At 59.9% G+C, this 14,432-nt stretch carries 13 protein-coding genes; 8 read left to right on the top strand and 5 right to left on the bottom strand.

The genetic code is table 11. The annotated features are described in order from the left end of the window. Nucleotides 1–503: 503 nt before the first annotated feature. Nucleotides 504–908, top strand: a complete 405-nt coding sequence (locus ABH909_RS03980; RefSeq protein WP_007896491.1) for an acyl-CoA thioesterase — start codon at nt 504–506, stop codon at nt 906–908. A gap of 84 nt (nt 909–992) precedes the next feature. Next, nucleotides 993–1,892 carry a D-hexose-6-phosphate mutarotase gene (locus ABH909_RS03975; protein ID WP_429430672.1) on the top strand — a complete coding sequence of 300 codons (900 nt, stop codon included), beginning with the start codon at nt 993–995 and terminating at the stop codon, nt 1,890–1,892. A 134-nt stretch (nt 1,893–2,026) separates the two neighbouring features. Here the strand turns inward: ABH909_RS03975 and ABH909_RS03970 are convergent, their stop codons facing one another. The 5 genes from ABH909_RS03970 to ABH909_RS03950 form a co-directional block, all read right to left on the bottom strand. Beyond that, on the bottom strand, nt 2,027–2,563 hold the full coding sequence (locus ABH909_RS03970; RefSeq protein ID WP_429430671.1) for a DUF3299 domain-containing protein: 537 nt from the start codon (nt 2,561–2,563) through the stop codon (nt 2,027–2,029). A gap of 84 nt (nt 2,564–2,647) precedes the next feature. Then, nucleotides 2,648–2,899 (bottom strand): GlsB/YeaQ/YmgE family stress response membrane protein, encoded by a 252-nt coding sequence (locus ABH909_RS03965; RefSeq protein WP_192345121.1) that lies wholly within the window; start codon nt 2,897–2,899, stop codon nt 2,648–2,650. A gap of 100 nt (nt 2,900–2,999) precedes the next feature. Beyond that, complete coding sequence (locus tag ABH909_RS03960; protein ID WP_429430669.1) at nt 3,000–4,082, bottom strand: 5-(carboxyamino)imidazole ribonucleotide synthase; 1,083 nt, start codon at nt 4,080–4,082, stop codon at nt 3,000–3,002. Between the two features lie 11 nt (nt 4,083–4,093). After that, complete coding sequence (purE, locus tag ABH909_RS03955; protein WP_003196369.1) at nt 4,094–4,585, bottom strand: 5-(carboxyamino)imidazole ribonucleotide mutase; 492 nt, start codon at nt 4,583–4,585, stop codon at nt 4,094–4,096. Between the two features lie 333 nt (nt 4,586–4,918). Continuing rightward, the gene (locus tag ABH909_RS03950; RefSeq protein ID WP_095632849.1) at nt 4,919–5,836 is read right to left on the bottom strand and encodes a LysR substrate-binding domain-containing protein; all 918 of its coding nucleotides are present in this window, start codon (nt 5,834–5,836) and stop codon (nt 4,919–4,921) included. Nucleotides 5,837–6,016: 180 nt separating this feature from the next. Here ABH909_RS03950 and aspA point away from each other — a divergent pair, with 180 nt between their 5' ends. The 6 genes from aspA (at nt 6,017) to ABH909_RS03920 (ending at nt 14,210) form a co-directional block, all read left to right on the top strand. Beyond that, nucleotides 6,017–7,441 carry an aspartate ammonia-lyase gene (gene aspA / locus ABH909_RS03945; RefSeq protein ID WP_095632848.1) on the top strand — a complete coding sequence of 475 codons (1,425 nt, stop codon included), beginning with the start codon at nt 6,017–6,019 and terminating at the stop codon, nt 7,439–7,441. Between the two features lie 537 nt (nt 7,442–7,978). Continuing rightward, the gene (locus ABH909_RS03940; protein ID WP_429430667.1) at nt 7,979–9,430 is read left to right on the top strand and encodes an alanine/glycine:cation symporter family protein; all 1,452 of its coding nucleotides are present in this window, start codon (nt 7,979–7,981) and stop codon (nt 9,428–9,430) included. Between the two features lie 139 nt (nt 9,431–9,569). Further along, entirely contained in the window at nt 9,570–10,574 is a 1,005-nt protein-coding gene (locus ABH909_RS03935; RefSeq protein WP_429430665.1) for an asparaginase, read from the top strand. Nucleotides 10,575–10,740: 166 nt separating this feature from the next. Next, on the top strand, nt 10,741–11,733 hold the full coding sequence (locus ABH909_RS03930) for an AraC family transcriptional regulator (RefSeq protein WP_429430663.1): 993 nt from the start codon (nt 10,741–10,743) through the stop codon (nt 11,731–11,733). 330 nt (nt 11,734–12,063) lie between these two features. Next, nucleotides 12,064–13,113, top strand: a complete 1,050-nt coding sequence (locus ABH909_RS03925; protein ID WP_429430661.1) for a histone deacetylase family protein — start codon at nt 12,064–12,066, stop codon at nt 13,111–13,113. Next, nucleotides 13,110–14,210, top strand: coding sequence for a polyamine ABC transporter substrate-binding protein (locus ABH909_RS03920; RefSeq protein ID WP_429430660.1), 1,101 nt, complete (start codon nt 13,110–13,112; stop codon nt 14,208–14,210). The genes ABH909_RS03925 and ABH909_RS03920 overlap by 4 nt, the downstream gene beginning before the upstream one ends. The last annotated feature ends 222 nt before the right edge of the window (nt 14,211–14,432 follow it).

The raw sequence follows: 14,432 nt of genomic DNA, 5'->3' as shown, positions 1-14,432 counted from the left end.
GGGCTTCTCTTATAGTTGGATCTGCAACCTCAACAACGCTGGCGGAGGCTTGGGCAGGTTCGGCACGATAGCAAATAGTTCGAAAAAGCACATAGAGGCGCGTATTTGACGGTCAAAATGAGAACCGGACGGTCGTCTCGGAGTCTACCGATCGATATACTCACAACATTGCAACGGCTTGTAAGGGGTTGCTGTGCGAAACCGTCGTTGGCACCTGTCAGCCGATTTCGCAGAGTTTCCCTTTAGGCGCCTTACGAAAAACGTGACGAACGTAGTATGTTCGGGGCTGAATCGTTTTTCCAAGGCTCCGGTGCGCAAAGTCGCCGAGCGAAGGTCAGGCAAGGCAAAAACAGGCGAGGACGCGGAGTTTGCTGCTGTAAATGAGCGTCCGAGCCTGTTTTTAACGCAGCATGACCGAGCGCAGGCACTTTGCGCGCGGAGCCGTAAGACGGCTATTCACCCGCTACACACATGAAGAGTCACGGGTCAGAGGCACCCCCGGCATGATAGAGCTCGAACAAGAAGATCCAATCCCGCAAGGCGACCTGGCCCTGCAAATCACCGCGCTCCCGCGTGAAACCAACGGCTTTGGCGATATTTTCGGCGGCTGGCTGGTGGCGCAGATGGACTTGGCTGGCACTGCAATGGCCAGCAAGGTGGCGGGTGGTCGCGTGGCCACCGTGGCAATCGATCGCATGGCGTTTCTGGTGCCGGTAGCGGTGGGCGCGCAACTGTCCTTTTATACCCAGGCCCTGGAAATCGGCCGTAGCTCGATTCAGATGATGGTTGAAGTCTGGAGCGACGATCCACTGTCCAGCGAATGGCGTAAAGTGACCGAAGCCGTCTTCGTGTTCGTCGCCATCGACGGCAGCGGCCGCACTCGCTCGGTTCCACCTCGGGCTCGTTAAACCGGAGCTTGTAAAAACGGCGCGTTAAACCCCGCGACCGTTTTGCGGTCCATTGAGTCATTGTTCCTGATTGAGAGTTGTCCCATGAGCACGCCCAACGTTGAAGCCGTGAAACTGGATGAACTGAACTGCTGGCGCATCCGCCACGGTCAGGCCGAATTACTGGTGGCCCAACAAGGTGCGCACATCCTCAGTTATCAACTGGCGGGCGAGCCGCCGTTGATCTGGCTCAACGACGAAGCGGTGTTCAAGACCGGCAAAAGCATCCGCGCCGGCGTGCCGGTGTGCTGGCCGTGGTTCGGTAACCTGGCACGCAATCCGCAGAGTGTCCAGGCGATGCGCGTCGGCAATGAACCGCCGCCGGCCCATGGCCTGGTGCGGGCGATGGACTGGGAGTTGCTCGGCATCGAAACCGAGGGCGAAAGCCTGAAGGTGGAATTCAATCTGCCCTACCCCGAAGGCGGCCTGCCTGGGTGGCCGCATCAGGTGGACTTGAAGCTGAGCATTCGTCTGGATGAGCAGTTGCATATCAGCCTGACGAGCGAGAACAAGGGCGCTGAACACGTCACCATCAGCCAGGCATTGCATAGCTATTTCGCGGTCAGCGATGTGCGCAACGTACACGTTGAAGGGCTGGATGGCTTGAGCTATATCGAAACCCTGGACGACTGGAAAACCGTCACCCAGACCGGCGATCTGCGTTTTACCGGCGAGACCGACCGCATTTATCTCAATACCCCGCCGACGCTGAGCATCGTTGACCCGCACTGGGAACGACGCATCGAACTGACCAGCAACGGTTCGCGCTCTGCAGTGATCTGGAACCCCTGGATCGACCGCGCGGCAGCATTCAGCGACATGGCCGACGATGGCTGGCAGCGTATGCTGTGCATTGAAACGGCGAATGTGATGGGTGATGTGGTGACGCTGGCATCGGGGGCAAGTCATACCCTGGGCGTCAGCATCGGCAGCAAATCCCTTTAACACCACAAAACAAATGTGGGAGCGGGCTTGCTCGCGAAGGCGGCGTATCAGTCGACATTAACGTTGCCTGACACACCGTCTTCGCGAGCAAGCCCGCTCCCACATTTTGATCTGCGCCAGATTGACTGGCGTTTTTACAAATCCGACTCTTTGACCACCCGCACCTGCGCCGCATCCAGTGCATACGCCGCATCCGCCAAGTCGTTGTTGACCGTTTCGATTTTCAGCGTGCCGGTCACCCATAGCGGTGTGTAGATATCGTTCAGCTTCAAGCCTTTGGGATAACGCACCAGCACCAGTTGGTTAGGCGGCGGTGGTGGCACGTGGATGCAAGCGCCCGGATACGGCACAAGGAAGAACAGCGTGCTGTGGCCCTTGGCGTCGGATTCCAGCGGCACCGGATAACCGCCAATGCGGATGTGCTTGTCGTTCATCGATGGCACAGTTTTGGTCGAGTACATCACCGCCGGCAAGCCCTTGCTCTGCTTCATGCCACCCTTTTGGGTAAAGGTGCCGTTGGCTTCCGGTGAGTCGTGGTCGATTTCGGGCATGGCCTCGAGGGCCTTCTGGTCCGACTTAGGCATCAGATCAAGCCAGTCGGTTTCCGGCAGCTCGCCGGCATGGGCCAAACCACTGCCCAGGAAGAGAAGAGTCAACAGAAGACGACGCATGAAAGTGCTCGGCAAAAGAAAGGACGGTTTAACGCCGAACATTCTAGCCCTCTCCGGCGATGGCGCGGAGAGGGCTTTGTCACTTCAATCAGTTCTTTTTTTGATCAGGCCGTAGATCACCAGCAATACCACCGCGCCCACCAGCGCACCGATGAAACCTGCGCCTTCGCCAGCGCGGTAAATGCCCAGGGCCTGGCCGCCGTAAGTGGCTGCCAGCGAACCGCCGATACCGAGCAGGATGGTCATGATCCAGCCCATGCTGTCATCGCCCGGTTTCAAAAACCGAGCCAGCAGACCGACGATCAAGCCAATAAAGATGGTTCCGATAATTCCCATGGCATTTCCCTCTGATTAATTGGCTATAGCCTAGACAGACTTTGGCATCCTGCCATCAGAGAACGGCGGCCCCTGAAGGTTCCGCCGTTGCCACATGAAACTATTCGGCGATCAGCGCTTCGACCTTGAGGATCTGCGCAGCCAATGTCTCACGGTCTGCACAGCGCAGACTGGCATGACCGACCTTGCGACCGACCTTGAAAGCCTTGCCATAGTGATGCAAATGGCAGTCGTCGATCGCGATCACTTTTTCTATTGGCGGCACGACACCGATGAAGTTGAGCATCGCGCTCTCACCCACCTTGGCCGTCGAACCCAGCGGCAGACCGGCAACGGCCCGCAGGTGGTTTTCGAACTGGCTGCACTCGGCGCCTTCGGTGGTCCAGTGCCCGGAGTTGTGTACGCGCGGGGCGATTTCGTTGGCTTTGAGGCCACCGTCGACTTCGAAGAACTCGAACGCCATCACGCCGACGTACTCCAGCTGCTTGAGCACCCGGCTGGAGTAATCTTCAGCCAACGCTTGCAGCGGGTGATCGGTGCTGGCCACGGACAGCTTGAGAATGCCGCTGTCGTGGGTGTTGTGAACCAGTGGATAGAACCTGGTTTCGCCATCGCGAGCGCGCACGGCGATCAGCGAGACTTCGCCAGTGAACGGCACGAAGCCTTCCAGCAGGCAGGCAACGCTACCCAGCTCAGCGAAAGTGCCGACCACGTCTTCAGGCTTGCGCAGGACTTTCTGGCCCTTGCCGTCGTAACCCAGGGTGCGGGTTTTCAGCACGGCCGGCAGACCGATCGAAGCCACGGCGGCATCCAGATCGGCTTGCGACTGGATATCGGCGAACGCAGGGGTCGGAATCCCCAGGTCCTTGAACATGCTCTTTTCGAACCAGCGGTCACGTGCGATGCGCAGGGCTTCGGCGCTTGGGTACACCGGAACGAATTGCGACAGGAATGCCACGGTTTCAGCCGGGACGCTTTCGAACTCGAAGGTCACCAGGTCGACTTCATCGGCCAGTTGACGCAGGTGATCCTGATCGCCGTAATCGGCCCGCAGGTGTTCGCCCAACGCGGCTGCGCAAGCATCTGGCGCCGGGTCGAGGAAAGCGAAATTCATGCCCAGCGGAGTGCCCGCCAGCGCCAACATGCGGCCTAACTGGCCGCCACCGATTACACCGATTTTCATCGTCAACAACCTCAGGCGATGCGTGGGTCTGGATTGTCCAGGACGCTGTCTGTCTGCTCAGCGCGGAATTTCTTCAACACAGTATGAAATTGCGGATGCTTGGCGCCCAGGATGCTCGCCGAGAGCAGTGCTGCGTTGATCGCGCCGGCTTTGCCGATGGCCAGGGTGGCAACCGGAATACCTGCTGGCATTTGCACGATAGACAGCAGCGAATCGACGCCCGAGAGCATCGACGATTGTACGGGTACGCCCAGCACCGGCAGGTGGGTCTTGGCCGCACACATGCCTGGCAGGTGGGCCGCGCCACCGGCACCGGCGATGATCACCTCGATGCCACGGGCCTCGGCCTCTTCGGCATACTGGAACAGCAGGTCCGGGGTGCGGTGGGCAGAGACCACTTTCACCTCGTAAGGAATGCCGAGCTTTTCCAGCATATCGGCGGTGTGGCTAAGGGTGGACCAATCGGACTTGGAGCCCATGATCACGCCAACCAGTGCACTCATCGTCGTGCCTCTTCTCTCTGGGCGCCCGCAGGCGCGTCAAAAAACAACAAGCCACGCAGAAATGCGTGGCTTGATTGTACGAAAAATGGCCGGACGAACCGGCCGAAGGCCGCGCAGTATACCTCAATGAAGCAGATAAACAGCCCCCGATACGACCATCTGTCATACGGCGCAAGGTGCCGGTTTTATTGACTCAAAGGTCAGCGAAAGATCGACACAAATCCCCTGTGGGAGCGGGCTTGCTCGCGAAAGCGCTGGGTCAGGCAACATTGATCTCGACTGACACACCGCATTCGCGAGCAAGCCCGCTCCCACATTGGATCTTCATTGGTCTCAGGACCCCGTTGTGGTTTGGGCCGCGCCACCTTCAAGCTTGCGCCACAACAACCGCACATTGGCCTTGCGCACTAATGCGCAGCGGTACAGACGGATCTCCAGTGGCACATGCCATTGCGGGCCACCACAGACGACTAACTCACCGCGAGCCAGTTCGGCGCGCACGCTCAACTGCGGTACCCAAGCGATGCCAAGGCCTTCCAGCGCCATGCTTTTCAGGCTGTCGGCCATGGCTGTTTCGTAGATGGTGGTAAACCTGAGGGCGCGCTGGCGTAACAGCATGTTGACCGAGCGCCCGAGAAACGCACCGGCGCTATAGGCGAGCAGCGGCACGCTGGTTTCGCCTTCCAGGTCGAACAGCGGCTTGCCGTCGGCATCGGCGGCGCAGACCGGGAGCATTTCGGTGTCTCCCAGATGCAGCGACGGGAAAATCTCCGGGTCCATTTGCATCGCGGAGTCCGGGTCATAGAACGCCAGCATCAAATCGCAGCCGCCTTCGCGCAAGGCATGCACCGCATCGCCAACGTTAGTGGCCACCAGTCGCGTGGCGATGTTCAGCCCTTCGTTGCGCAACTGCGCGATCCAGCGCGGAAAGAAACCCAGTGCCAGAGAGTGAGCGGCAGCAACCTGCATCACCTCGCCTTGCCCGCCTTCCAGGTGATGCAGGTGGCGCAGCACTTCACCCAGCTGTTCGACCACGGTTCGCGCGGTAACGAGAAACAGCTGCCCCGCCGCTGTCAGCTCGACCGGCGTGCGGGAGCGATTCACCAGGGTCAGCCCCAGCGCAGCTTCGAGGCTGCGGATCCGTCGGCTGAATGCCGGCTGAGTCACGAAGCGTCGTTCAGCTGCTTGGGAGAAGCTGCGGGTGGCGGCCAGAGCACTGAAGTCCTCGAGCCATTTACTTTCCAGATTCATCACGCCCTCCCGGACACGCACCAAATTAGGTCACACGCTCGCCGTGCACGCGGCGTCACACGGGCATTATGCCGAATGTGCATAGGCTAGTGTTTAACAGCATTGGCCCAAAATTCTTCACAAGCCTAGCATTTGCAGTGTTCCGGCACAGACCGGGTCCATATCGAGATGATTTCTATCATGTCCTCCGCTGCATCTTTCCGCACAGAAAAAGACCTGCTTGGCGTACTCGAAGTACCTGCTCAAGCGTATTACGGCATCCAGACCCTGCGAGCGGTGAACAACTTCCGCCTCTCCGGTGTTCCGATTTCGCATTACCCGAAATTGGTTGTCGGTCTGGCAATGGTCAAGCAGGCCGCCGCTGACGCCAACCGCGAGCTGGGTCACCTGAGCGAAGCCAAGCACGCTGCCATCAGCGAAGCCTGTGCCCGATTGATCCGCGGCGACTTCCACGAAGAGTTCGTGGTGGACATGATTCAAGGCGGCGCTGGCACTTCGACCAACATGAATGCCAACGAAGTCATCGCCAACATCGCGCTGGAGGCCATGGGCCACAGCAAGGGCGAATACCAGTACCTGCACCCGAACAACGACGTCAACATGGCGCAATCGACCAACGACGCTTACCCGACCGCAATCCGCCTGGGTCTGCTGCTGGGTCACGACGCGCTGCTGGCCAGCCTCGACAGCCTGATCCAGTCGTTCGCCGCCAAAGGTGAAGAATTCAGCCACGTTCTGAAAATGGGTCGTACCCAGCTGCAAGACGCCGTGCCGATGACCCTGGGCCAGGAATTCCGTGCCTTCGCCACCACATTGGGTGAAGACCTGGCACGCCTGAAGACACTGGCGCCAGAGCTGCTGACTGAAGTGAACCTGGGCGGCACCGCGATCGGCACCGGCATCAACGCCGACCCGCGCTACCAGCACCTGGCCGTGCAACGCCTGGCGACCATCAGCGGTCACCCACTGGTGCCAGCCGCCGACCTGATCGAAGCCACTTCCGACATGGGCGCCTTCGTGCTGTTCTCCGGCATGCTCAAGCGCACCGCAGTCAAGCTGTCGAAGATCTGCAACGACCTGCGCCTGCTGTCCAGCGGCCCACGCACCGGCATCAACGAAATCAACCTGCCAGCGCGTCAGCCAGGCAGCTCGATCATGCCAGGCAAGGTCAACCCGGTTATCCCGGAAGCCGTGAACCAGGTGGCGTTCCAGATCATCGGCAACGACCTGGCCCTGACCATCGCGGCCGAAGGCGGCCAGCTGCAACTGAACGTGATGGAGCCGCTGATCGCCTTCAAGATCTTCGACTCGATCCGCCTGCTGCAACGCGCCATGGACATGCTGCGCGAGCACTGCATCGTCGGCATCACCGCCAACGAAGAGCGCTGCCGTGAACTGGTCGAACACTCGATCGGCCTGGTCACCGCACTGAACCCGTACATCGGCTATGAAAACGCCACTCGCATTGCCCGTATCGCCCTTGAAAGCGGCCGCGGCGTGCTGGAACTGGTCCGCGAAGAAGGTTTGCTCGACGAAGAAATGCTCGCCGACATTCTGCGCCCGGAAAACATGATTGCTCCGCGTCTGGTGCCTTTGAAGGCTTAACCGAACGCAGGCTCTTTTGAAGAGCACGCTCACCAGGTCGAGGGACTAGACACCTCTCACCTTTTGAGGGCTTGGGGATTTACTCCCTCAAGCCCTTTTTTTTAACTCTTTGGCAGCCACAACAGAATGTCTGGAAGCTGAAAAATGTGGGAGCGGGCTTGCTCGCGAAGGCGGTGTGTCAGTCACCCTGAATGGTGGATATCAGAGCGCATTCGCGAGCAAGCCCGCTCTCACAAAAAAGCAGCTTCTACATAAGCCCGACGCCGGTAACGTCGGGTGTTTCAAAGCTTCGTTTCGTCGCTTGCACCACAATCGTGCAGACGGACGGCACACTCCTAGGTATAGTGCCGGCCCTCTTCGCGTGAGCGGTCGTCGGTAACGAGGCCCAAACCCATGCGAAACCCGAACTAATAACAACCCGCGATATGGAACCGGAACGAGCCTCGATCCACCTGTTATGCCACGCGAAAGCCGGTGTAACTCGATGTGTCGGACCATCCAGTAATCGCACACACAAAAAATAGCGAGGAATAATCCATGCTCGAAGTCATCAACGACTTCCTCTCAGGGAAAGTACTGATCGTGCTCATTGTCGGGCTCGGTAGCTACTTCACGATCCGCTCGCGTTTCGTTCAGTTCCGCCATTTCTTCCACATGTTCGCGGTGTTCCGCGACAGCCTCAAAAGCAGCGCTGGCCAGCTCAGTTCCTTCCAGGCCCTGATGCTCAGCCTCGCCGGCCGTGTCGGTGCGGGCAACATCGCCGGTGTCGGTATCGCCGTGACCCTTGGTGGCCCCGGTGCAGTGTTCTGGATGTGGGTGACCGCGCTGGTCGGCATGTCCAGCAGCTTCTTCGAATGCTCCCTCGGCCAGCTCTACAAGCGCTGCGACTCCGAAGGCCAGTATCGTGGCGGCCCGTCCTTTTACATCCAGCACGGCCTGCAGAAACGCTGGCTGGGCATGATCATGGCGTTCCTGCTGCTGATCACCTTCGGCTTTGCCTTCAACGGCCTGCAAGCCCATGCCGTGACCCACTCGCTGAATAACGCGTTCGGCTTCAACACTACTTACACCGGGCTGGCACTGGCGGTGTTGCTGGGTCTGGTGTTCATCGGCGGTATCAAGCGGATCGCCAAGGTCGCTGACCTGCTGGTACCGGTGAAAACCCTGGCGTACATCGGCGTAACCCTCTACGTGATCGTGCTGCAGTTCGACCACGTGCCGGGCATGTTGATGACCATCGTCAAAAGCGCCTTCGGTCTGGACCAGGCGTTCGGCGGCCTGATCGGCAGCGCCATCGTCATGGGCGTGAAGCGCGGCGTGTTCGCCAACGAAGCGGGCCTGGGCAGTGCGCCGAACGTGGCCGCTGTGGCCTCGGTCGAGCACCCGGTGTCCCAAGGCGTGGTTCAGGCGTTCAGCGTGTTCCTCGACACCTTCGTGATCTGCACCTGCACCGCGTTGCTGATCCTGCTGTCGGGCTTCTACACCCCAGGCTTCGAAGGCGACGGCATTGCCCTGACCCAGAACTCCCTGGCCGCCGTGGTCGGTGACTGGGGCCGGGTCTTCATTTCGGTGGCCCTGTCGTTGTTCGTGTTCACCTCGATCCTCTACAACTACTACCTGGGCGAGAACAACCTGCGCTTCATGATGGGTGAAAACCGCAAGGCGCTGATCGGCTACCGCGCACTGGTACTGGTATTGATCTTCTGGGGTGCCATCGAAAACCTGGGCACCGTGTTCGCCTTCGCCGACATCACCATGACGATGCTGGCGTTCGTGAACCTGATCGCGCTGTTCCTGCTGTTCAAGGTCGGCATGCGCATCCTGCGTGACTACGATGACCAGCGCGCTGCCGGCATCAAGACCCCGGTGTTCGATTCGAGCAAATTCCCGGATCTGGACCTGGACCTGAAAGCCTGGCCGGCCAATCCGACAGCCGCCGCGCCTTCGGCCACAACCCAGCCGCAAGGCGTGACCGCAGCGCAACGCTGATCGGTTAAAGTGCGCCATCCCATGTGGGAGCGGGCTTGCTCGCGAAAGCGGTGTGTCAGTTGACATCAATGTTGAATGATCAACCGCATTCGCGAGCAAGCCCGCTCCCACAAGGGCTCATCGTTTTCGGAGAACCTCCATGAATGCCTCGACTTTCCCTGCGGCCCAGCACGTCATGGTGCTCTACACCGGCGGCACCATCGGCATGCAAGCCAGTGCCCACGGCCTGGCCCCGGCGTCCGGTTTCGAAGCGCGGATGCGCGAGTATCTGCACAGCCAGCCTGAACTGGTGGTGCCGCAGTGGCGCTTTCGCGAGATGGCGCCGCTGATCGACAGCGCCAACATGACGCCCGCTTACTGGCAGCAACTGCGAGAAGCGGTGGTCGATGCTGTTGATGTCCAGGGCTGCGACAGTGTGTTGATCCTGCACGGTACCGACACCCTGGCCTACAGCGCCGCAGCCATGAGCTTCCAGCTGCTCGGCCTGCATGCCCGCGTAGTGTTCACCGGCTCCATGTTGCCGGCCGGCGTGACCGACAGCGATGCCTGGGAAAACCTCAGCGGCGCGCTGGTTGCTCTTGGCCAAGGCCTGGCGCCGGGCGTTCATCTGTACTTCCACGGCGAACTGCTCGACCCGACCCGTTGCGCCAAGGTTCGCAGTTTCGGCCGTCATCCGTTCAAACGGCTGGAGCGTCAGGGCGGCGGCGTGAAAGCGACTTGCGTACCGGCGCAGCTGAACTACAACCAGCCTAAACAGCTGGCGAAGGTCGCGGTGCTGCCGCTGTTCCCCGGCATCGGCGCCGATCAACTGGATGGCTTGCTCAACAGCGGTATTCAGGGTCTGGTGCTGGAATGTTATGGCAGCGGTACCGGGTCAAGCGACAACCCGGAGTTTCTCGCCAGCCTGGAACGGGCGCGGGATAAAGGTGTGGTGGTGGTCGCGGTGACGCAATGTCATGAAGGCGGCGTGCAGCTCGACGTGTACGAGGCGGGCAGCCGCTTGCGTGACGCCGGTGTGTTGTCCGGTGGCGGCATGACCCGCGAGGCGGCATTCGGCAAATTGCATGGGCTGCTGGGTGCAGGGCTTGAATCCGCTGAAGTTCGACGGCTGGTCGAGCTCGACCTGTGCGGCGAACTGAGCTGACACAACACAAAACCTTGTGGGAGCGGGCTTGCCCGCGAATGCGGTGGTCCAGTCAATGGAAATGCGTCGAATGTACTGGCCTCTTCGCGGGCAAGCCCGCTCCCACAGGATCGTCGTTGGGCATATAACTTGCTCGCTTCCAGCTACTTAACGGCTGGAACACCCCATGCTCCACTCCCATCTCACTACCCTCAATGCCGTCTCTCTGGTGCTCAACACCTTCAAGGCCGAAGGCCTGCCCAGCGAAGCATTACTGGCCGGCAGCGGTATCAGCGCGACGGATCTGAGCCGGGCGGACACGCGCATCACCACCAACCAGGAGATGCTGGTTTGCGCCAACGCCGTCGCGTTACGCCGCGATATCGGCCTGGAACTGGGCCGGCGGATGCATGTTTCGTCCTACGGCATGCTCGGGTATGCCTTACTCACCAGCGCCACTTTAGGTGACGCCTTGCGGTTGGCGCTGCACTATCCGGCGCTATTGGGAACACTGTTCGAGTTGAGCTTGGTGGAAGATGACGAGCGCATCTGGCTCACCGCCGGCGACTATCGGGAAAATCCGGCGCTGGCGCCGTTCAATGTCGAGTTTTGCCTGGTCTCGATGAAAGTCACTTGCGAAGATTTGCTCGGCTACCCTCTGCCGCTGCTCGGCGCCCGCTTCGAATATCCGGCGCCGGATTATCAGGCGCGCTACGCCGAGCGTTTCGACTGCCCTTTGCAGTTCGATGCTGTGTCCAATGGCTTTGCCTTCGACAAACGCTGGCTCGAACAACCCCTGCCCCTGGCCGACGCCATTACCCATCAGGCCATGGCCGAGCGTTGTCGCAAACAAAACACTGAGTTCACCGGGCGTCAGGCCTGGCTCGGGCGCATCCGCCAACTCCTCGCTTCGCAGCTCAACGCGGCGCCGGGCCTGGATGGGCTGGCCGAACAGCTGAACTGTTCGGCGCGCACTCTGCGCCGACATCTGAAAGACCTGGGCTGCAGCTATCAGGAACTGCTCGATGAATTGCGCTTCGAGCAGGCCAAGCGAATGCTCTGCGAAGATCAACTGCCAATCTATCGGATAGCCGAGGCGCTGGGGTTCAGCGAGACCGCAAGCTTCCGCCATGCGTTTGTGCGCTGGAGTGGCGTGGCGCCCAGCCAGTTCAGGCCTTGAGGAATGGCGGCGTTCTTCAGGCCGTCTTCGCGAGCAAGCCCGCTCCCACATTTGACCTTCAGCGAACACTGTATCGACGCACGACGCAAATCCACTGTGGGAGCGGGCTTGCTCGCGAAGGCGTCTTCAAATACGCCAAAAGCTTCGCGGGCAAGCCTCGCTCCTACAGGGGTCAGGTGCGTCATTCGAGGGCGCCTGTGTTCCTTTAAGGGGCGAATTTCGGTCAAATCTTTTGGCCATATCGATCCCCTTTTGGCCTTTCCTGCCATTCTCCCAAACGCCGCCCGCCGCAAGACTGTGTGCAACCGAATCAGCCTGCGGAGAACAAGAATGCTGACGATCTACTCGCACGATCACCACCTGCACCACGGCCGTTGTGAATTGATGGACGGGCAATTGATGCCCTGCTTCGAAATGCCCTCGCGGGCCGACCATGTGCTGGCACGCGTACAGTCCCGCCATCTGGGCCCGGTCGAGGCACCGCAGGATTTCGGTCTGGGGCCGATCGCGCGCATCCACAGCCGCGACTACCTCGATTTCTTCAAAGGGGCCTGGGCGCGCTGGACCGAGTTCAATACCGACGGTGACTTGCTGCCCTACACTTGGCCCGCCCGCACCCTGCGCCGGATCATGCCCACCAGCCTGCACGGTCAGCTCGGCTATTACAGCTTCGACGGCGGCGCACCGATTACCGCCGGCACCTGGCAAGCGGCGTATAGCGCGGCGCAAGTGGCGTTGACCGCGCAGGCAGAAATCCAGCGCGGTGCCCGCAGTGCCTTCGCCTTGTGCCGTCCACCGGGACACCATGCCGCCAGCGATTTGATGGGCGGTTATTGCTACCTCAACAACGCCGCCATCGCCGCTCAGGCATTCCTTGATCAAGGCCACAAAAAGGTCGCGATCCTCGACGTCGATTACCACCACGGCAACGGCACCCAATCGATTTTCTATGAGCGCAGTGACGTGCTGTTTACCTCGATCCACGGTCATCCGGAAGCCGAGTTTCCATTCTTCCTCGGTTACGAAGACGAACACGGTGAAGGCCCGGGCGAAGGGTTCAACTTCAACTACCCATTGCCCGCCGGTTCAGGCTGGGACCGTTGGAGCGCGGCGCTGGAGCAGGCCTGCAAAGAGATTGAAAAGTACGGCGCCGACATCGTCGTCGTGTCCCTGGGCGTCGATACGTTCAAGGACGACCCGATTTCCCAATTCAAACTCGACAGCCCGGATTACCTGGCGATGGGCGCGCGCATCGCGGGCCTCGGCAAGCCGACGCTGTTCGTGATGGAAGGCGGTTATGCAGTGGAAGAAATCGGCATCAATGCCGTGAACGTTCTCGAAGGTTTTGAAAGCGCCCAAATGAGGAATCAGAACAAATGAATCGACTCAAGCGTTTTATCGCTCCAGTGCTATGCGCCACCGTATTCAGTGGTGCCGTTCACGCCGAAGAGCGCACGTTGCGGGTTTACAACTGGTTCGACTACATCACTCCCAAAGCGCTGGAAGATTTCAAGACCCAGAACCCTCAGACCAAACTGGTCTACGACATCTTCGATACCAACGAAGCACTGGAGGCCAAGTTGCTGACCGGCAACTCCGGCTACGATGTGGTGGTGCCGTCCAACGTATTCCTCGCCAAGCAGATCGAGGCCGGCGTATTCCAGCCGCTGGACCGCAGCAAACTGCCGAACTGGAACGACCTCGACCCCAAGCTGATGAAGCTGATCGAAGCCAACGACCCGGGCAATAAATTTGCCGTGCCGTACATGTACGGGACCATTTTGATCGGCTTCAACCCGGACAAGGTCAAGGCGGCTTTGGGCGACAACGCACCGGTGGACAGCTGGGACCTGATCTTCAAGGAAGAGAACATCAGCAAGCTCAAGCAGTGCGGCGTGGCCCTGCTCGATTCACCGTCGGAGATTCTGCCGCTGGCCCTGCAACACCTGGGGCTGGACCCCAACAGCAAGAAGCCGGCGGACTACGCCAAGGCTGAAGCGCTGCTGATGAAGATTCGCCCCTACATCACCTACTTCCATTCATCCAAGTACATGGCCGACATCGCCAATGGTGACATCTGCGTCGCGGTCGGTTACTCCGGCAGTTTCTCCCAGGCCGCCAACCGCGCCAAGGAAGCCAAGAATGGTGTGATCGTCGACATGCGCCTGCCTAAAGAAGGCGCACCGATCTGGTTCGACATGCTGGCGATCCCCAAGGGCGCGAAGAACCCGGAAGACGCCTTCACCTTCATCAACTACCTGCTGCAACCCCAGGTCATTGCACCGGTCAGCGACTTTGTCGGCTACCCGAACCCGAACAAGGACGCCACGGAAATGGTCGACCCGGCGATCCGCAAAAACCCGAACCTGTACCCGACCGAAGCGGCAATGAGCACGCTCTACACCCTGCAACCGCTGCCGCGTGATGCCGAGCGTGCACGCACCCGCGCCTGGACCAAGATCAAGTCTGGTACTTGAAGCACTATGAAAACCAAGACCCGCGCCATCGCGTAATGCTGTTCATTTAAGGGAATCTTGAATCAGAGAAACCTGTGGCGAGGGAGCTTGCTCCCGCTTGAGTGCGTAGCACTCACAAAAATGGGCGATGATTGTCAGATTTTTGGGGCCGCTACGCAGCCCAGCGCGAGCAAGCTCGCTCGCCACAAAGGGACGCACGATCCAAGAGCGCGCCTAAATGAA

The sequence above is a fragment of the Pseudomonas sp. BS3782 TE3695 genome, assembly GCF_050435305.1.
Taxonomy (GTDB): Bacteria; Pseudomonadota; Gammaproteobacteria; order Pseudomonadales; family Pseudomonadaceae; genus Aquipseudomonas.
The sequence above is the reverse complement of the archived record's forward strand: the minus strand, read 5'-3'. Positions and strand labels throughout refer to the sequence as shown.